At 67.7% G+C, this 16,938-nt stretch carries 21 protein-coding genes; all 21 read left to right on the top strand.

What is annotated here, in order from left to right; all coding sequences use genetic code 11:
* Window positions 1-4 precede the first annotated feature (4 nt).
* The 21 genes from ACFWZ1_RS08820 to flgF are packed head-to-tail and all read left to right on the top strand — an operon-like array spanning window position 5 to window position 16,937.
* A complete protein-coding gene (locus ACFWZ1_RS08820; protein ID WP_439666127.1) occupies window positions 5-1,135 on the top strand; it encodes a tetratricopeptide repeat protein in 1,131 nt (376 codons plus the stop codon).
* 20 nt (window positions 1,136-1,155) lie between these two features.
* A complete protein-coding gene (locus ACFWZ1_RS08815; RefSeq protein ID WP_439666126.1) occupies window positions 1,156-1,419 on the top strand; it encodes a flagellar biosynthetic protein FliQ in 264 nt (87 codons plus the stop codon).
* A 2-nt stretch (window positions 1,420-1,421) separates the two neighbouring features.
* The gene (locus ACFWZ1_RS08810) at window positions 1,422-2,183 is read left to right on the top strand and encodes a flagellar biosynthetic protein FliR (RefSeq protein WP_439666125.1); all 762 of its coding nucleotides are present in this window, start codon (window positions 1,422-1,424) and stop codon (window positions 2,181-2,183) included.
* Between the two features lie 4 nt (window positions 2,184-2,187).
* The gene (locus ACFWZ1_RS08805) at window positions 2,188-3,261 is read left to right on the top strand and encodes an EscU/YscU/HrcU family type III secretion system export apparatus switch protein (RefSeq protein WP_439666124.1); all 1,074 of its coding nucleotides are present in this window, start codon (window positions 2,188-2,190) and stop codon (window positions 3,259-3,261) included.
* On the top strand, window positions 3,258-5,321 hold the full coding sequence (gene flhA / locus ACFWZ1_RS08800; protein ID WP_439666123.1) for a flagellar biosynthesis protein FlhA: 2,064 nt from the start codon (window positions 3,258-3,260) through the stop codon (window positions 5,319-5,321). The genes ACFWZ1_RS08805 and flhA overlap by 4 nt, the downstream gene beginning before the upstream one ends.
* A gap of 16 nt (window positions 5,322-5,337) precedes the next feature.
* Window positions 5,338-6,012, top strand: a complete 675-nt coding sequence (locus ACFWZ1_RS08795) for a flagellar hook-basal body protein (RefSeq protein WP_439666122.1) — start codon at window positions 5,338-5,340, stop codon at window positions 6,010-6,012.
* A gap of 10 nt (window positions 6,013-6,022) precedes the next feature.
* Complete coding sequence (locus ACFWZ1_RS08790) at window positions 6,023-6,790, top strand: flagellar hook-basal body protein (RefSeq protein ID WP_439666121.1); 768 nt, start codon at window positions 6,023-6,025, stop codon at window positions 6,788-6,790.
* 20 nt (window positions 6,791-6,810) lie between these two features.
* On the top strand, window positions 6,811-7,500 hold the full coding sequence (flgA, locus tag ACFWZ1_RS08785; RefSeq protein ID WP_439666120.1) for a flagellar basal body P-ring formation chaperone FlgA: 690 nt from the start codon (window positions 6,811-6,813) through the stop codon (window positions 7,498-7,500).
* Between the two features lie 28 nt (window positions 7,501-7,528).
* Entirely contained in the window at window positions 7,529-8,080 is a 552-nt protein-coding gene (locus tag ACFWZ1_RS08780; RefSeq protein WP_439666119.1) for a flagellar basal body L-ring protein FlgH, read from the top strand.
* A complete protein-coding gene (locus ACFWZ1_RS08775) occupies window positions 8,077-9,195 on the top strand; it encodes a flagellar basal body P-ring protein FlgI (RefSeq protein ID WP_439666118.1) in 1,119 nt (372 codons plus the stop codon). Before ACFWZ1_RS08780 ends, ACFWZ1_RS08775 begins: the two co-directional genes overlap by 4 nt.
* Window positions 9,196-9,206: 11 nt before the next feature.
* Window positions 9,207-9,569 carry a hypothetical protein gene (locus ACFWZ1_RS08770; RefSeq protein ID WP_439666117.1) on the top strand — a complete coding sequence of 121 codons (363 nt, stop codon included), beginning with the start codon at window positions 9,207-9,209 and terminating at the stop codon, window positions 9,567-9,569.
* 5 nt (window positions 9,570-9,574) lie between these two features.
* The gene (locus tag ACFWZ1_RS08765) at window positions 9,575-9,946 is read left to right on the top strand and encodes a flagellar basal body rod protein FlgC (RefSeq protein ID WP_439666116.1); all 372 of its coding nucleotides are present in this window, start codon (window positions 9,575-9,577) and stop codon (window positions 9,944-9,946) included.
* Entirely contained in the window at window positions 9,943-10,236 is a 294-nt protein-coding gene (gene fliE / locus ACFWZ1_RS08760; RefSeq protein ID WP_439666115.1) for a flagellar hook-basal body complex protein FliE, read from the top strand. The genes ACFWZ1_RS08765 and fliE overlap by 4 nt, the downstream gene beginning before the upstream one ends.
* Window positions 10,237-10,248: 12 nt before the next feature.
* Window positions 10,249-11,628, top strand: coding sequence for a flagellar basal-body MS-ring/collar protein FliF (fliF, locus tag ACFWZ1_RS08755; protein ID WP_439666114.1), 1,380 nt, complete (start codon window positions 10,249-10,251; stop codon window positions 11,626-11,628).
* Window positions 11,625-12,074, top strand: coding sequence for a hypothetical protein (locus ACFWZ1_RS08750; RefSeq protein WP_439666113.1), 450 nt, complete (start codon window positions 11,625-11,627; stop codon window positions 12,072-12,074). The genes fliF and ACFWZ1_RS08750 overlap by 4 nt, the downstream gene beginning before the upstream one ends.
* Window positions 12,074-12,724, top strand: coding sequence for a FliH/SctL family protein (locus ACFWZ1_RS08745; RefSeq protein ID WP_439666112.1), 651 nt, complete (start codon window positions 12,074-12,076; stop codon window positions 12,722-12,724). Before ACFWZ1_RS08750 ends, ACFWZ1_RS08745 begins: the two co-directional genes overlap by 1 nt.
* Complete coding sequence (locus tag ACFWZ1_RS08740) at window positions 12,721-14,049, top strand: FliI/YscN family ATPase (protein WP_439666111.1); 1,329 nt, start codon at window positions 12,721-12,723, stop codon at window positions 14,047-14,049. Before ACFWZ1_RS08745 ends, ACFWZ1_RS08740 begins: the two co-directional genes overlap by 4 nt.
* Complete coding sequence (locus ACFWZ1_RS08735; RefSeq protein WP_439666110.1) at window positions 14,046-14,498, top strand: hypothetical protein; 453 nt, start codon at window positions 14,046-14,048, stop codon at window positions 14,496-14,498. Before ACFWZ1_RS08740 ends, ACFWZ1_RS08735 begins: the two co-directional genes overlap by 4 nt.
* Window positions 14,495-15,340 (top strand): hypothetical protein, encoded by an 846-nt coding sequence (locus ACFWZ1_RS08730; protein ID WP_439666109.1) that lies wholly within the window; start codon window positions 14,495-14,497, stop codon window positions 15,338-15,340. The genes ACFWZ1_RS08735 and ACFWZ1_RS08730 overlap by 4 nt, the downstream gene beginning before the upstream one ends.
* On the top strand, window positions 15,340-15,762 hold the full coding sequence (locus ACFWZ1_RS08725) for a flagellar hook capping FlgD N-terminal domain-containing protein (protein WP_439666108.1): 423 nt from the start codon (window positions 15,340-15,342) through the stop codon (window positions 15,760-15,762). Before ACFWZ1_RS08730 ends, ACFWZ1_RS08725 begins: the two co-directional genes overlap by 1 nt.
* 11 nt (window positions 15,763-15,773) lie before the next feature.
* The gene (gene flgF / locus ACFWZ1_RS08720) at window positions 15,774-16,937 is read left to right on the top strand and encodes a flagellar basal-body rod protein FlgF (protein ID WP_439666107.1); all 1,164 of its coding nucleotides are present in this window, start codon (window positions 15,774-15,776) and stop codon (window positions 16,935-16,937) included.
* The last annotated feature ends 1 nt before the right edge of the window (window position 16,938 follow it).

The following is a 16,938-nucleotide window of genomic DNA, read 5'->3' as shown; positions in this document are numbered from 1 at the left end:
TTACATGCCTGGGCTGGACCAACTCGAAGCCTTCCTTCGGAAGGACCCCACCAATACGGTGCTGGCTGCCGACCTGCTCGGCCAACTGCTGGCGGCCGGACACACGGAGCACGCGCTCGAGGTCATCGGAGATCTGCCGCCGGCTACGCGAGCGGACCATGGTGTGCTGTTCCTCGAGGCTCGTACGCTGTTGCAGTCCGGTCGGGCTGCCGCAGCAGCGGGCGTCCTGCGCAGTCTGCTCGCTCTGGGTACCGACGCCCCGGCGATCCATCACGACCTGGCCTACGCAGAATTCGCCCAAGGCCATTTCGATATCGCAGCCGAAGCCCTGCAGCCGGCGCTGCAAACCGATCCGCCGTTGCCGCAGGCCCAGCATCTGCAGGCACGTCTGCTCCATTGGCAAGGCCGCCTCGATGAGGCACTCGCGGGTATCGACGTTGCCTTGGCGCAGCGTCCCGGCGATGCGGAGGCCTGCGGCATCCGCGCTCTCGTGCTGCTCGACCTCGACCGTTTCGAGGAAGCAGGGCAGACCGCGCTGGCGGCACTGTCGCATGACCCGACCCAACTGGAGGCAGGCATTACTGCCGGCACACTGGCCTTGTGGAGCCAGCGCGTCGACGAAGCGATCGCCGTCTTCGGCGCGACCGCAAAGCGCCATCCGCAAGCGGGACGTGCGGTGGCCGGGCTGGGGCAGTCGTACATGCTGGGCGGCAATATTCCGGAAGCCTGCCGCCTGCTGGAAGGGGCGGTGGTGCGCATGCCGAGCCACATCGGTACCTGGCACGCGCTGGCGTGGTGCCAACTGCTGCTGGGAAATCTTGCGGGTGCGCAGGCGAGTTACGAAAAGGCCTTCGCGCTCGACCGTGGCTTCGGTGAAACCCATGGTGGATTCGCCGTCCTGCACGCCCTGCGCGGCGAGGTAGCAGAAGCCGAAGCGGCCATCGTCCGTGCGCGCCGACTCGACCCCACTGGCCGCAGCGCGGTCTACGCCCAGGCCTTGCTCCTGCTCGCCGACGGTCGCGACGCCGACGCGGCGGCGCTCGTGGCGCCGATCGTGACCCAGACTCCGGCCGCGCAGGAAACTGACCCACTGGAGTTCCTGCGTCGCCTGCGCGCGCAGATGACGGGCGCCTGAGAAAAGCCACCTCGACCGACATGGACGCCGATACCGCCATGCACCTGCTGGCGCAGACTTTGCTGACGGCAGCTAAGGTCTCCGCACCGATCCTGATCGCGACCCTGGTGGTGGGCGTGCTGATCTCGATCTTGCAGGTAGTGACTCAGATCCAGGAGATGACGCTCACCTTCATTCCCAAGCTGGTGGTGGTCGTTGTCGTGTTTCTGGGCCTGGGCGCCTGGATGATGTCGGTGATCGTGGCGTTCGCGCGCCAGATGATCGCCTCGGTGGCAGGGATGTAGCCGTGGCCGGACTCGAACTCACGCGCACCTGTTTCCTGCTTGCTACGGCGCGGTTCCTGCCGGTGCTGGCCGTGCCGGCGTTGACGCCGTTCGCCTTCGTGCCGGTGTTTGTGCGGCTCGCGCTGCTGCTGGCGCTGGCCTTGCTGACGGCAGGCGTGGCCCCCGTGCATGCGGGTCTGGCCGGCATGGACCAACCGATCGTTTTGGGCATGGCGCTGCTCGGGGAAATGGCCATGGGCCTGACGCTGGCGCTGGCGGTGATGCTGCCGGGCGCGGCCATCGGCATGGCGGCCAAGGTGGTCGATGTGCAGTCGGGCGCATCAGCGGTAAGCATTTTCAATCCGGCGGTCCGCACGATGGAGTCGATGACCGGAACGGCCATGCAATGGGTCGTGTCGCTGGTGTTCTTCTCGCTCGGACTGCACCTGTTCCTGCTGCGCTGGGTTCTGGCCTCCACGCACTTCGCGCCGTTGGGGAGCGCCGTTCTGGCGATCACCCCGGGCACCTTCGTGGGCCTGCTGGGCAGCCAGTTCCTGCTCGGCCTGGCAGTGGTGGCGCCGGTGATCCTCGGCCTGTTCGGCGTCGACCTTGCGGTGGCCTACGCCAGCCGCTCGATGCCGCAGGCCAATATCTATTTTGTCGCGTTGCCGCTGAAGATCGCGGCCGCGCTCCTGCTCCTCGCCGCCGATCTTCGTTACGCGCCCGAGCTGATCGGCCGGGTGTTCACGCAGGCTTTCGGCGCGATCTCGACCGGAGGGCCTTGACGCCATGTCCGAGAGCGAGCAGAGCAAGACCGAGCAGCCGACTCCATTCCGCCTGCAGGAAGCGCGCAAGCGCGGGCAAGTGCCGCGCAGCGCGGAGTTCGGCGGCACGCTGATCCTGCTGGCTTTCAGCGTGACGCTGGTCGTTACGGCCGGCCGGCTCGCCCGTGCCTGCGCCACCGCACTGCGCGACTGCCTGCAACTGGCTGGCAATGCGCCGGTGCCCGGGGGTGCACTGGCGCGCTGGATCGCCGCAGCGTTCGCGCCGGTGGGTCAGGCCCTGGTGCCGCTGGTACTGGCGATGGTGGTCGTGGCGGTAGCCGCCAATGTGCTGCAGACGGGTTTCGTGTTCAGCACGCATCCGCTCAAGCCTGATTTCACGCGCATGAACCCGGCGCAGGCGATCAAGCGCCTGTTCGGCATGCGCACGATGTGGGATCTGGCCAAGCTGGCCTTCAAGGTCAGCGCGCTGGCGCTGCTGGCCTGGTACGCCCTGGGCAAGCTGACGCTGATGGTGGGCTCGATGGCGCTGGCAAGCTCCATGCAGCTCCCGCGTCTGACCCTGACTGTGTTCAGCACGGTCGCCACCTGGCTCCTGGCGCTGATGGTGTTGCTCGCCGTGGTCGACGTGCTCTTCTCGCGAAGAGAATACTCGCGCAAGCTGCGCATGAGCCGTCGGGACATCAAGGACGAATCCAAGCGCCACGAGGGTGACCCGGCGATACGTTCCAAACGCCGTCGGCTGTCCGCCGAACTGCTCAAGCGCACGCGCGCGATCGGCCGCGTGGCCGAGGCCGATGTGGTGATGACCAATCCGACCCACTTGGCCGTGGCGCTGCGCTACCGGCCGAGCAGCATGCGTGCGCCGGTGGTGCTGGCCAAGGGCAGCGACCGCGTTGCCGCGCGCATGCGCAAGCTGGCCGAGCGCCACGGCGTGCCGATGCTGCGCTCGCCCGAACTTGCTCGCGCACTGTTCCGCGAGTGCGGGATCGACGAGCCGGTGCCGGCCGAACTGTTCAGCCAGTTGGCGCCCGTCTACCGCTGGCTCATGTCGCGTCCCGGCAACCGGATCCGCACATGACGCCGCTGCTGCGCCAACTGACCGCGGGCAAGCGCGACCTGGCGCTGGTGTTCGGCATGATCGGGATCCTGGTGATCCTGTTCACGCCGATCCCATCGCCGCTGCTCGACTTTTTGCTGGTGCTCAACTTCAGTGCGGCACTGCTCGTGCTGCTGATCACCTTCTTTACCGAGACGCCGCTGAGTTTCTCGACTTTCCCCTCGTTGTTGCTGATCACCACACTGTTCCGGCTCGCGCTGAACATCTCGGCCACGCGCCTGATCCTGGGCCACGGCGAGGCCGGGCGGGTGATCCACGCCATTGGTTCGTTCGTCGTGGCCGGCAACTACGTCATCGGGTTGGTGGTGTTCCTGATCCTGGTGGTGGTCCAGTACGTGGTGGTGACCAACGGTGCGCAGCGCGTCGCCGAGGTCGCGGCGCGCTTCGTCCTGGATTCGATGCCCGGCAAGCAGATGAGCATCGATGCCGACATGAACATGGGCCTCATCGACGAGCACGAGGCCCGCCGGCGCCGCGCCCAGATCGAGAAGGAAGCCAACTTCTACGGCGCGATGGACGGCGCGACCAAATTCGTCAAGGGCGATGCCATTGCCGGCATCGTGATCATGCTGATCGACATCGTCGGCGGCCTGACCGTCGGCATGGTCCAGCAGGGCATGAACTGGGGTGACGCGGCGCAACGGTACACGCTGCTGACCGTGGGCGACGGCATCGTCACGCAGATTCCCGCGCTGGTGATCGCGGTGGCCACCGGCATCATCATCACGCGCGCCGCCACCGACGCGCAGCTAGGCACCGAGATCGCGCGCCAGGTGCTGTCCAATTCGCGCACGCTCGCCATCGTCGCGGTGGCGCTGGGCGGCCTGCTGGTCCTGCCCGGTCTTCCGGCCTGGCCGGTTGCGGTGGTGCTGGCGGTGGTGGTGGCAGGGGCCTGGCTGGCTTCGCGCAACCGAGACAAGGAAGAAGCCGCACCGGAAGAGCTACCGGCGATACCCGTGAACCGCGAAGAGGATCTCTACCGGCTGCTGCAGGTCGACGCCATCGAACTGCGGATCGGTACCGCGCTGGCCGCCGGCTTCCGCGAGAAGTCGCTCGACGTGACCGAGCGCATCGCGCTGTTCCGCAAACAATTCGCACTCGACTACGGCTTCGTGATGCCACCCGTGCAGGTACGGCAGGATCGCCCGGTCGGCGAGCACGGCTACGAGATCCACCTGCAAGGTGCGCGGGCCGGGCAGGGCGAGCTGCGGCTGGACGCGCTGCTGGCCATCAACCCGGGCGGCAAGCGCGCGAAGCTGGAAGGACGCGAGACGCGCGATCCGGCTTATGGCCTTCCGGCGCTGTGGATCGATCCCGTGCAGCGCCAGTTCGCGCGCGGCGCCGGCTATACGCTGGTCGATCCGGAGACCGTGATGGTCACGCACCTCAGCGAGCTGATGAAGCGCCACGCGGCCGACCTGCTGACGCGTGCCGAGACCGAGCGACTGGTGCAGCGAGTGCGGGAAACGCAGGCCTCGCTGATCGATGAGCTGGTGCCGGGCGTGATGTCCTACACCGACATCCAAAAAGTGCTGCAGCAGCTGCTGCGCGAGCAGGTCAGCATCCGCAACATCGACACCGTCCTCGAAGTGCTGGTCGATGCCGGCAAGTCGACCAAGCAGGGCGACGAACTGGCTGAGCGGGTGCGCGAGCGGCTTGGCCCCGGCATTTGCCAGAAGCTCTGCAACGCGCAGGGCGAACTGCACGTGCTGACGCTCGCGCCGGACCTGGAGCGCGCCATCGTGGCAACCGTGCGCCAGCGCGAAGGCAGCGCGGTGCTGCTCAGCGACGCGGCGCAACTGGAGGCGTTGCTCTCGAGCCTCGCCAGGCAGGCCGAGGCCATGATGGGACGCAACCTGCTGCCGGTTCTGCTGTGCTCTGGCAGCATCCGCCGCCCGCTGCGCCAGCTGATCCAGCGCAGCCTGCCGCACGTGAGCGTGCTGGCGGTCAGCGAAGTGCCGACCCATGCGGTCGTGCGCGCGTTCGGCACGGTCGGCTCCAGTGTCCCGGTCGCGGCCTGAGCAGAGAAGGAGAACCATGGACACCACCATCGCAAGCATCACGCGCTACCTGGGTCAGGACGTCGACGCCCTCAATGTGGCCAGCCAGAACATCGCCAACCTGCGCACGCCGGGCTATCGCGCGCAGAAGCTGGCGCCCGACTTCAGTGGCGCGCTGGCCGGGCCGCGGGTGCGCCTGGACATGGGCAACGGCGCGATCGAGCAGACCGGCCGCCCGCTGGACGTGGCGTTGCGAGGCGCGGGCTTTTTCACGGTGGATGCCGGCGGCAGCACGCTGCTGTTGCGCGCGGGCCAGCTGGGCATCGACAGCCAGGGGCAATTGATCGATCCGGCCGGGCATCCTGTGCTCGGCCAGGGCGGGCCGATCACGCTCGGTCCCGCGGCGACCATCCGCGCGGACGGCTCGGTGGTCGACGGTGGGCGCGTAGTCGACCGCTTGCGCATCGTCGATGTCGCCCAGCCCGAGCAACTGCAGGACCTCGGCGGCGGCCTATACGCCTATGCCGGGCCGACGCGAGACTGGAACGGCACGTTGCATGTCGGCGCCCTCGAGCAGTCCAACGTCGACCCTGGCACCGAAATGGTCCGCCTGATGGAAATCACGCGCCACGCGCAATCGCTGCAACACGCGATGGAGGCCTACGACCAGGTGCTGCAGGCCGGCATCAACCACATCGGCGACAACGGCTGAAGGCACTCCCATGATCGACGCGCTCTATATCGCCGCCTCCGGGCTGCAGGGTTCGCAGACCCAGATCGACACCATTTCCAACAACATGGCGAACATGCAGACGCCGGGGTTCAAGCAGTCCCAGGTCAACTTCGCCAACGTGGCCGCGCTCTCGCCTGACCAGGTGCAGCAGGGCGCATCCACGGACGGGCAGGGCGCCGGCATCGAAGTGCTCGATACGCGTGCCGTGTTCACCGAGGGCGCCCTCGTCCAGAGCGGCAATCCGCTGGATCTGGCGATCCAGGGCCAAGGCTTCCTGGAAGCCATCGATGCCACCGGCAACCATGTCTACACCCGTGCCGGCCGGCTGCACGTGGATAACGAGGGTTACCTCGCCACGGTAGGCGGCAACCGGCTCGCGGACGGCATCCAGGTCCCGCCGGACGCACGCTCGGTGACGATCGGCCGCGACGGACGCATCACGGCGCTGCTCGGGAGCGATACGGAACCGACCGAGCTTGGCCAGATCCAGCTGGCGATGTTCGCATCGCCCGAAGGCCTCGAGCAGGTGGACGGCAACGCCTTCGTGCCGACCGAAAAGTCGGGCGATCCGACGCTCGGCCACCCGCAGGATGCCGGCTACGGGACCATCGCGCAGGGCATGGTCGAGCAGTCCAACGTCAACATGGTGCAGTCGATGACCTCGCTGGTGCTGGCGCAGCGCGCCTACCAGCTCAACGCCAGGGTGCTGCAGGCCGCGGACGAGATCCTGGACACGATCAATAATCTGCGCCGCTGATCGTTATGCGACTCCTGGTCATGCTCGCGCTGTTGCTGCTTGCCCCATTCCTGCCCGCCCATGCAGCGCAGCAGACGGTGGCCGCCGCGCGCGTGGTGGACGCGGCCAAGGCGGCCTTGCGAACGCTGCCATTGGAAGCTGGCACGCGGCTGGACTTGCAGGTGATCGGTACGCCGGCAGACATAGCGGCGCCGGCCGGGACGGTGCGGATCCAGGCCCGGCCGCCGTCCGGGCAGTGGCCACGATCGCGTGTGGCCGTCGCAGTCCGCGTATCGCTGCCGGGGCGCCGCGCGAAGACCGAGACCGTCTGGTTTGCGGTGCACGCCGAACGGTCTTTGGCCGTCTATGCGGCCGATACCGGACAGGGAACGCCCGTCGCGTCGTTGCAGACCCGCCAGGCGGAAGTGGATGTGGCACCGCTGCACGGGCGCCCGGCACATGCGCTGTCCACGCTGAAGGGGCAACGCCTGAGGCGTGCCGTGCTGGCGGGTGCACCCGTGCTGGAGGAGGACTTCGAGCCGATACCCGATGTCGAAGCCCGCCAGCAGGTGACGGTGCTGGTCCGCTATGGCGGGATCCACATGCTGACGCGTGGGACGGCGCTGGGCGCGGGTGACACAGGACAGATGGTGGCCATTCTTGCGACCGGCGCGGACAGTCCCGTGCAGGCAAGGGTGGCGGGCAAGGGAGTGGTCGAAATTGCGCGTTGAATCGTTCTTGCTTGCCGCACTAGCGGTGATGTCTGCCTCGCCTGCGGCGGCGCAGTCGCAGCCATCCGGCTCGATGATCCAGCCGGACAGCTACCGCTCGCTCACCGCCGATCGCCGGGCGCACGCCGTGGGCGACATGCTGACCGTCGTGGTGGTGGAGACGGCCCACGCCAGCGTCAGCGCCAACACCGACGGTTCGCACGACATGCAGTTGGCGGCGCAGGCGCGCACGCCGCGTGGGAACTACCCCTATGGCTTCGGCTTGGGCGGCTCCGACCAGGGCGAGGGCCTGACCTCGCGCGCCGGCACCCTGCAGGCGCAACTGGCGGTGCGGGTAACGGAGGTCGATTCCACCGGTCTGCTGCACGTGCGCGGGGAACAGTCGGTGACCATCAACGGCGAGCAGCAGCACATCGCGCTAAGCGGCTTGGTGCGGGAGGAAGACATCCTCGCCTCCAACCTGATCCCGTCCAACCGCATCAGCGATGCGCAGATCGAGTTCACCGGCCAGGGCGATGTGTCCGAAGCCCAGCGGCACGGTGCCATCTATCGCTTTCTCAAGTGGTTGAGGTTGCTGTGAGAGGCATCCGCATCATCGTTTTTCTTCTGGTCCTGCTGCCGCTGGTCGCCGCGGCGGACAACGCCGGCGTGCGCCTGAAGGACATCGCACGCATCCAGGGCGTGCGCGACAACGCGTTGACCGGCTACGGCATCGTGATCGGCCTGTCCGGCTCGGGCGATTCGTCCAAGAACCGTGTCACGGTCCAGTCGGTGGCGAACACGCTCAGCCATTACGGCATCAACGTGACACCGGACGACCTCTCCACCCGCAACGTCGCGGCAGTGATCGTCACGGCCACGCTGCCCGCGTTCGCCGAATCCGGGCAGAAGCTCGACGTGGAAGTCTCCTCATTGGGCGATGCGCGCAGCCTGACCGGCGGCATGCTGCTGCTCACGCCCCTGGAAGGTCCGGACGGCAAGCTCTATGCGCTGGCGCAAGGTCCGGTCTCGGTGGGGGGCTACGTCGTCGAATCGTTCGGCACCCTGGCGCAGAAGAATCATCCGACGGTCGGGCGCGTCCCCAACGGCGCCACGGTCGAGCGGGCGGCACCGCTTGGCCTGGGCGGCGATGCCGACAGCCTGGACGTGGTGCTCTACCAGCCGGACTTCACCACGGCCGAGCGGGTCGCCGAATCGCTCATGCAAAACATTCCCGGGGTCAGCGCCGTTGCGCAGGATGCGGGGAAGATCACGGTGCGCTTCCCGGGTGCGCCAGCGAACCTCGTACGCGCCATCGCGCAGATCGAGAGCGTGCCGGTGGTGCCCGACCAGGTCGCACGCGTGGTGGTCAACGAACGCACCGGCAGCGTGGTGGCCGGCGGCGACGTGCGCATCGGCGCGGTCTCGATCACCCAGGGCGACCTGCGCATCGAAGTGCAGACCGACTTCCTCGTTTCGCAGCCGGACGGCATCTACGGACGGCCGTCGCGGAGCATCGGCACGGCCGTGGTCCCGCAAAGCACGATCAAGGTCGACGAACCGCCAGCCCGTTCGGTCTCAATGCCCAGCGGGACCACCGTCACCGACCTGGTGGCGGCGCTGCACACGATCCACATCAACACGCAGGGTGTGATCAGCATCCTGCAATCGATCAAGGCCGCGGGCGCGCTGCGCGGCGAGCTGGTCATTCAGTAACAGGGGGAATCATGGACATCACTACCGAAGCGGTGCGCCTCGGCTTGGACTTGGCCCAGGTACGCGCGGAGATCGCCAGCACCAATATAGCCCGCGCCAACCTCCCGGGAGCCACGCTGCAACAGGCCGACTTCGCCGATGCGCTTGGTGCCCTGGGCGCCGCAGCCAGGGGCGATGCCGGGGCTGGAGCCCGCCTGCAGGCCATCTCGCAGGCGTCCTTGCGAGGGCAGGTCGAGCAGTCGGGCGCCGCAGACGCGGCGAGCCTGGATGATCAGGTGGCGGAACTGAGTACCCAGGGCCTGGCCTATCGCGCCCTGACAGACGGATTGAGCCGGCATTTCGCGCTCATGCAACTGGCCATCAGCGGGAAGTAAACGACATGAGCTACGACACCCTGTTTGCCGTCAGCCGAGCCGGTCTGGATTTCGAGCGCACACGGATCGAGAACGCCGCGCGCGACATCGCTATCGCCAATACGCCCATCGCGTCGGGCCAGGCAACCACCACCGGCCGGACTGGCGACTTCGGTGCGGCGCTGGGGCTGGCCGGGGGCCAGGAGCGGCTTGTGCGCGATCCGTCCAATCCGCTGGCCGACGCCAACGGCATGGTGCATTACCCCAAGGTCGACCTCGTCACGGAGATGGGCACGCTGGTCTCGGCCAGCCGTGGCTATGAGGCCAACCTGCGGGCGTTCAACACACTGCGGAACATGCTCGTGTCTGCACTCGAGATCGGCAAGGACCAGGCATGATCGACGCGATCGCTTCCGTATCCGGGGCGCTTCCCGCGCCCGAACTCGCGCCCCGTCCGATCGCCCCGACCGGCGATTTCTCCCGGCTGGTCGGTGAGGGCCTGGGCGCCCTCAACGACAGCCTCGGCGCCAGCGACCAGGCACTGCGATCGATGGCGGCGGGCGAAGCCATTCCGCTGCATGACGTGATGATCGCCATGGAGCGTGCGCGCCTGGACATGCAGTTCGCAGTGGAGGTGCGCAACCGCGTGGTCGAGGCTTACCAGCAGCTGACCCAGATGCAACTCTAAGCGGTGACCGACGTGTCTTCCTTTTTTTCCCAAATGACGGTTCGCGCGCGCTGGCTGTTCGCGCTCGGCCTGCTCGGCATTCTCGCCATCGTCGGGTTCGGCGCCTGGTGGGCGCTGGACCCGGGTTACGCCCCGCTCGCCAGCGACCTGCGGCCGGCGGACGCTTCGGAGATCGCCACCGCGTTGTCCGAATGGGGCATCCCCTACCGGTTCGAGGACGGCGACAAGACGGTGTTGGTTCCGCGCGAAAGCGTGTACTCGACCCGCATGAAGCTGGCCTCCGAAGGTATTCCGCGCGGCGGCAGCGTCGGCTTCGAGGCGTTCAAGGATTCCGATTACGGCGTCACAGAGTTCGCCCAGCGCATCAACTATCAGCGCGCGCTCCAGGGCGAACTCGAACGCACCATCGAGAGCATGCGCGAAGTGCGCTCGGCACGCGTGCACCTGACGATCCACCACGCCGGGTTGTTCGAACAGGACCAGGAAGGCTCGAAGGCCTCCGTCAGCCTCGCCCTGCGCGAAGGACAGAGACTCGGCACACGCCAGGTCGCCGGCATCCAGCGTCTGGTCGCCTCCGCCGTGGAAGGGCTCGATCCGTCGAACGTGACCCTGCTGGACGAGCAGGGCGCGGCGCTGTCGGGTGGTGCCGATGCACTGGCCGCCGGTTCGCTGGGCGATCGCGAGGACCAGGCCTCGCGGCTGGAGAGCTCGCTCCAGGCGCAGGCCTCGGCGCTGCTCGCCCGTGCGCTGCACCGCAAGGATTTCACTGTATCGGTGGCCGTGCAGCTCAACTACGATCGGGTCAAGCGGGTGGGCAACCGCGTGCTCGGCCAAGGCAAGGACGGGCACGGCGTACTGGTTCGCGAAAAGACCGATTCGAACCGGGGCAACGCCCAGGCGAACGCGGCTGGCAACCTCGCTTCCAGCCGGGAAGCCGAGTACGCGCACGGAACGGAGCAGGAGGAGATCGTGCAGGCGCCGGGTCGCGTCGAGCGGATCAGCGTCGGCATCGTGCTGCCGGCGAACGTCCCGGAAGCGCGCTTCCAGGAGTTGTCCGACGTGGTGGCCGCGGGTATCGGCCTGGATACCTCCCGCGGCGACCACGTCGAACTCACGACCGCCACGTCCCTCGCGCCAGCGGTGACGGCCGCGCCCCGTCCGGTGTCGGAGACCGCGGAGGCGCCGAGCACCCAGGCCGCCCGGCAAGTCGAGGCTGTGCGAACCACAGCCGGCAGCCTGGCCTACTGGATCGGTGGCGGCGCCACGGGCATCACCATCCTCCTGCTGTTGATGGCGTTGCGCCGGCCACAGCCGTCGCGGCTGACGGCGGCCGAGCGGCAAGAGACCCTGGCGCGCATCCGCCAATGGATCGAGGCGGAGAAGGCATCGTGAACAGCGACGGCATGCGGCAGGCCGCCGTCCTGATCGCCAGCCTGCATCCGCGCGACCGCGCGTGGATGCGGCGGCGTTTGCCGGGTGGCTGGTGGATCCGGCTCAAGCGCCTGTCCGATCAGGTGCGCGCACTCGGTTCGGTCGACGCGACCGTGTTGCGCGACGCGCTGCGCGAGACGCGCGACGCACGGCCGGAACCGCCTCCGCCCGACGTCCTGCTGGCGGGGCTGGATGGACTTTCACCGACATGGGTCGCGCGCACGCTGACGGCCTGCGCGCCGGATCATCGCGAGATGTACTTGTCCGGACGTTCGCCCGCCGACCAGGCCGCGGTCGAGCGCGCACTGCGCGAAGGCCCCGATTCGCTGCCGCCGAAGCTGGCGGCGACCCTGGCGCGGCTGGTCCGCCAGCGTGGCGAGCGCGCGGCGGCCGAGGAGACTCGCTGATGAGCGGGGTGCGCAAGATCGCGTCCGGGGCGATCGAGCTGGCGCAAGCCCCGCGGCCGCTCGAGCTCCGGCCGGCTGTCCCGGTGGCTCTCGTCGAGGCGCCATCTCCCGGATCTGATGAGGTTTACAGGCAAGCCTACCTCGAGGGCTTTACGGCCGGCGAGGAAGATGGCCGCAAGGAAGCCCAGCGCCAGGCCAGCGAATCGCTGAAGCGGCTCGAAGATGCGCTTGCCGAGACCGAAGCGGCCAAACAGCGCTGGCAGGAAGGGTTGCGCGATGCCGTAGAGCAGTTCGTGCGGACCACCCGGGACCAGGGCGAATCGGTGGAAAGGCTCGCCGCGGACTTGGCCGAGATCGCGGTGCGCCGGATCGTCGGACGCCTGCATGCCGAGCGCCGTGCGGTGGAGGCGGCGTGCCGTGAGACGCTGCGTGCGCTGCAGATCGAATTCGCCCAGGTACGCGTCAGCCCGGCCGACCGCGAGGCGTTCGCCGAGCTGCCGCCGGGCATCGAGCTGGTCGCCGACGCGGCGCTCGAGCCCGGCGACTGCGTGCTCCGTTCGCCGGCGGGCGACATCGAGGCAGGCCTTGCCACCCAACTGGCGCAACTGCGCCAGACCATGGCCGCCGCCTTGCTGGAGGAAGACGCGTGAACGCACGGGCGCAACGCCTGGTCGACGCCGTTGGGAGCGCAGCCTTGCGCGTGCATTGCGGGCGCGTCATGGCCTGCAACGGACTGGTGCTTGAGTCGCGCGGACCGGCCTGTTCGCTGGGCGACCTCTGTTCGGTCGAGCTGGCAGGGAGCGAGCCGCTCGATGCGCAAGTGATCGGCTTCCGCGATGAGCGCGTGCTGCTGATGCCGTTCGGCGATGCGCATGGCGTGTCCCCGGGCGCCCTCGTACGCGCCGCCGGCGGACGACGCGAGGTGCCGGTCTGCAAGGGGATGCTTGGGCGGGTGGTCGACGCGCTCGGACAGCCCATCGACGGCAAGGGTCCGGTGGCGTATGCCTCGCGAGTGCCGCTGCATCGCGCGCCGATCACGCCTTTGGAGCGCGCCGAGGTCGGCGACGTGCTCGAAACCGGCGTCCGCTCGATCGACGCGCTGGCCACGCTCGGCCGTGGCCAGCGCATGGGCATCTTTGCAGGCAGTGGCGTGGGCAAGAGCACCTTGCTCGGCATGCTGACGCGGCAGTCCAAGGCCGACGTGATCGTGGTCGCCATGGTCGGGGAGCGCGGCCGAGAGGTAGGCGACTTCATCGCCGAATCGCTCGGCGCCGAGGGCCTCTCGCGCGCCGTGGTGATGGCCGCCACCGCCGACCAGCCGCCGCTGTTGCGCATACACGCGGTCCACGCCGCCCACGCAACGGCCGAATACTTCCGCGACCAGGGGCTGGACGTGCTGCTGGTGGTCGATTCGATGACGCGTTTCGCCATGGCGCAACGCGAGATCGGCATCGCCGCCGGCGAGCCTCCGGCCTCGCGCGGCTATCCGCCTTCGGTGTTCAACTGGCTGCCGAAAATCCTGGAGCGCTGCGGCCGGCTGCGCAGTGGCGGTTCCATCACCGCGGTGTACACCGTGCTAGTGGAGGGCGACGACATGAACGAGCCCATCGCCGACCACATGCGCGCGATCCTGGATGGCCACATCGTGCTGACCCGCGAACTGGCCGACCGCGGCCACCTGCCCGCAGTGGACGTGCTGCGCAGCGTCAGCCGCTTGATGGGACGCCTGGCGACACCCGCGGAGCGAAACCTGGCGACACGTACCCGTGCGCTCCTGGCAACCTACGAGCGTTCGCGCGATTTGATCGGCATGGGTGCCTACCAGGCCGGACATGATGCGCTGCTGGACGACGCCGTGCGCGTGTTGCCGGAGCTCGAGCGCCTGTTGCGACAGAGCCCGGACGAGCACGACTCGCGAGAGCAATCGCTAGCGGCACTTGCGGCCATCGTAGGAACAGCGGAGGCCACCGCATGAAGGCCCGTGACGCCCGTACGCTTGCGCTGATGGCACGCGTGGCGCGGGTCCGCGAGATTCAGGCTAAACAATCGCTGGCCGAAGCCATCGGTGAGAAAAACGCACAGCTGGCGCGCGCCGACGAGGTACGGGCGCGCGCGGAGCGCTCCGACAAGGCGCTGCATGGCGCGGTCCACGGTCCGCTCGTGGATCTCGCGCGCCTGCCGCTTTGGCAGGCGTTGTCCTCACACGTACAGGCCGCCCTGGCGGACGAGAACGAGCAATTGCGCCAGCGCGAACACCAGGTGCTGGAACAGATCGGTGCTGCGGGAAAGCAGGCGCGCCACCGCGAACGCATCGAGGAGAAGGCCGCCGTGGCGACCGAGGGGCTCAGGCGGGCGCACGACGCCCGTCAGCTCGAGTTCGCCACCGACGCCTGGCTGGCCCGCCGCAACACGGAGGCTGCATGACGCGCATCGACCTGCACACGCCGCATCTGCCGCAGGTTCGGGCAGCGGAAAAGCCTGACGCCGACCGAGGCCATGGCGCAGACTTTCTCGACCATTTGCGGAGCGACAAGCCAGCCGTCGGCGAGCGAGGCAGCCGCCAGAATGCCGGAACGCCGCTCCCTGACAAGCCGCAAGCCAGTGCCGGGTCGGAGAACACGGTCACCCGGCCAAGCGACGCCACCGAAGAAGCGCTTACCGATGACGTCGGCGACGGCGCAACCGCGAAGGTGGACACGCCGTTGCACACTTTCCGGCATGCGCCGGTCACGATTGTCGACGCGGCGACCCGCGCCAGGCTATTCGAGCAGCACTGGTTCGCGAACGGCTACCTGTCCTTCCTCAGCGACACCGACCAACCTCGCGCGTCGACGGCAACCGGAGTGGCGGGCGCCACACCGAACGAAGCCTTCGCAGCCGCCACCACGTCCGAAGCCCTCACGCCGGTGCCATCGGCGCCCAGCGGTGAGCCACGCCGCACGGTGATGGCCCCCTGGCCCGTGGCGCTGGAAAGCCTGGCAAGTACAGCCGACGCCCCCTTGCACTCGATCGAGCGCCTGGCACGCACGCTGGGCCCGCTGGTAGCGGCGGATCAGCCATGGCCCGAGCGCCTGCTCCGCATGAGCCAGCGGCCGGGCGGCAAGGCGGCGATATGGGTACGTGACTACAAGCTGGCGCCGCACTTGGTTGAACCGCTGGTCGCCCACCTTCTGCGACTGGCCCGGCAGGACGGGGTAGCGCTGGAACGGGTGGTGGTCAACGGCACCATCGTCTGGCAGTCGGAATCAATCCAAGGAGAAATCTGATGGCCGTCGACGCAATCGGAAGCGTGCTGCAGACGCAGGACTCGGCCCTTCCCGCCAACTCGAAGATCAACGAACAGGATTTCATCAAGCTCTTCGTCAGCGAGCTGCAATACCAAGACCCGATGCAGCCGATGGACAACGGCCAGTTCCTCACCCAACTGGCGCAGTTTGTGGGCATCCAGCAACAACAGCAGACGGTGCAGGGTGTGAACAATCTGCTCGCGCTGTCGGCCAGCGGGCAATCGCTGGGACTGTTGAACCACACGATCCAGTTCGCCAGCCCGGATGGCATCACCGTGGCGACGGGCAGGGTGACCGCCATCCAGTTTGACGGGAGCGGTGCGTCGCTGTCGGTGGCGGTGTCCTCTTCCAACACGGTGACCGGCATACGCATGTCGCAGGTCCAGCAGATCACGCCCTGAGGAACCAGGCCATGTCATTGCAATCGCTCTACAACAGCCTCTCCGGCCTCTTCGCTTTCTCCAAGAGCCTGGACACGATCAGCAACAACATCTCCAACATGAATACGCCCGGGTTCCGCGGCAAGGATTCGTTCTTCGAGAACGTCATGGGCGACGCCGGGACGCGCATCGAGGGCACCGGTATCCGCACCGCCGAGGGGCAGATCGAGCAGACCGGCAACGCGACTGACATGGCGATCAACGGCGAGGGCCTGTTCATCCTGCGCGATCCCGCCACGGGCAAGTACTTCTACACGCGGGCCGGACAATTCCAGTTCGACGCGCAAGGCTACCTGGTCGACACGGTCAACCAGTATCACGTCCAGGGCATCGACGAGAACGGCAACCTTGCGGACATCAGTATCACCAAGCTGCGCACGCTGCCGGCCGAAGCCACGACTACCGTCAGCTTCACCGGCAACCTCTCGCCGCAGGACACCGACTTCACGATCGACAGCCTCACCGTCTACGACACCGACGGCAACACGCACACCTACAGCGCCGAGCTGACGAACAACGGCTCCGTCACTACAGGCAGCTGGAAGATCACCCTGCTCGATGCAGGTGGGCAGGCCGTGGCCAACGGCGAGATCCGCTTCGATTCGAACGGCACTATCCTGGCGGGCTTCAACACCATCACGGCGTCCCTTCCGGTCGCCGGCGGAACGCAGACGGTCACGCTGGATTTCGGCGCGGCCGGCACGCTCAGCGGCGCCACCAGTTACCCCGGGGTCGGTTCGAACTTGGTCGCGTCCCCAAAGGACGGCCATTCGGTCGTCGGAGTGGCCACATACTCGTTCGACGAGAACGGCGTATTGCAGTTGAAGTACACCAACCAGGAAACGCGCCAGGGGGCGCGCGTCGCCCTGGCTGCGTTCGCGGACGAAAGCTCGCTCGAACTACTCAATGGGCGCCTTTACGAAGTCGGTCCGGACCAGGAGCGGGAAATAGGCGGGGCAGGCGAGGGCCTGTTCGGCAAGATCACCGGCGGTAGCCTGGAGATGTCCAATGTGGACCTGACCCAGGAACTGGCCGACATGATCGTCATCCAGCGCGGGTACCAGGCCAACTCCCGCGTCATGACGGTCACCAACGACATGTTGCAGCAGCTGTATGACTCGACCCGCGGTGGCTGAC

This window comes from Frateuria sp. GZRe14 (assembly GCF_051900395.1).
In the GTDB taxonomy this organism is placed as follows: domain Bacteria; phylum Pseudomonadota; class Gammaproteobacteria; order Xanthomonadales; family Rhodanobacteraceae; genus Frateuria_A; species Frateuria_A edaphi.
This window is presented reverse-complemented; position numbering and strand designations above follow the sequence as displayed.

Coding starts and splice junctions, on each gene's coding strand:
- ACFWZ1_RS08820 (WP_439666127.1), top strand. CDS start 5: ATGCCTGGGCTGGACCAACTCGAAGCCTTCCTTCGGAAGGACCCCACC.
- ACFWZ1_RS08815 (WP_439666126.1), top strand. CDS start 1,156: ATGGACGCCGATACCGCCATGCACCTGCTGGCGCAGACTTTGCTGACG.
- ACFWZ1_RS08805 (WP_439666124.1), top strand. CDS start 2,188: ATGTCCGAGAGCGAGCAGAGCAAGACCGAGCAGCCGACTCCATTCCGC.
- flhA (WP_439666123.1), top strand. CDS start 3,258: ATGACGCCGCTGCTGCGCCAACTGACCGCGGGCAAGCGCGACCTGGCG.
- ACFWZ1_RS08795 (WP_439666122.1), top strand. CDS start 5,338: ATGGACACCACCATCGCAAGCATCACGCGCTACCTGGGTCAGGACGTC.
- ACFWZ1_RS08790 (WP_439666121.1), top strand. CDS start 6,023: ATGATCGACGCGCTCTATATCGCCGCCTCCGGGCTGCAGGGTTCGCAG.
- flgA (WP_439666120.1), top strand. CDS start 6,811: ATGCTCGCGCTGTTGCTGCTTGCCCCATTCCTGCCCGCCCATGCAGCG.
- ACFWZ1_RS08780 (WP_439666119.1), top strand. CDS start 7,529: ATGTCTGCCTCGCCTGCGGCGGCGCAGTCGCAGCCATCCGGCTCGATG.
- ACFWZ1_RS08770 (WP_439666117.1), top strand. CDS start 9,207: ATGGACATCACTACCGAAGCGGTGCGCCTCGGCTTGGACTTGGCCCAG.
- ACFWZ1_RS08765 (WP_439666116.1), top strand. CDS start 9,575: ATGAGCTACGACACCCTGTTTGCCGTCAGCCGAGCCGGTCTGGATTTC.
- fliE (WP_439666115.1), top strand. CDS start 9,943: ATGATCGACGCGATCGCTTCCGTATCCGGGGCGCTTCCCGCGCCCGAA.
- ACFWZ1_RS08745 (WP_439666112.1), top strand. CDS start 12,074: ATGAGCGGGGTGCGCAAGATCGCGTCCGGGGCGATCGAGCTGGCGCAA.
- ACFWZ1_RS08735 (WP_439666110.1), top strand. CDS start 14,046: ATGAAGGCCCGTGACGCCCGTACGCTTGCGCTGATGGCACGCGTGGCG.
- ACFWZ1_RS08730 (WP_439666109.1), top strand. CDS start 14,495: ATGACGCGCATCGACCTGCACACGCCGCATCTGCCGCAGGTTCGGGCA.
- ACFWZ1_RS08725 (WP_439666108.1), top strand. CDS start 15,340: ATGGCCGTCGACGCAATCGGAAGCGTGCTGCAGACGCAGGACTCGGCC.
- flgF (WP_439666107.1), top strand. CDS start 15,774: ATGTCATTGCAATCGCTCTACAACAGCCTCTCCGGCCTCTTCGCTTTC.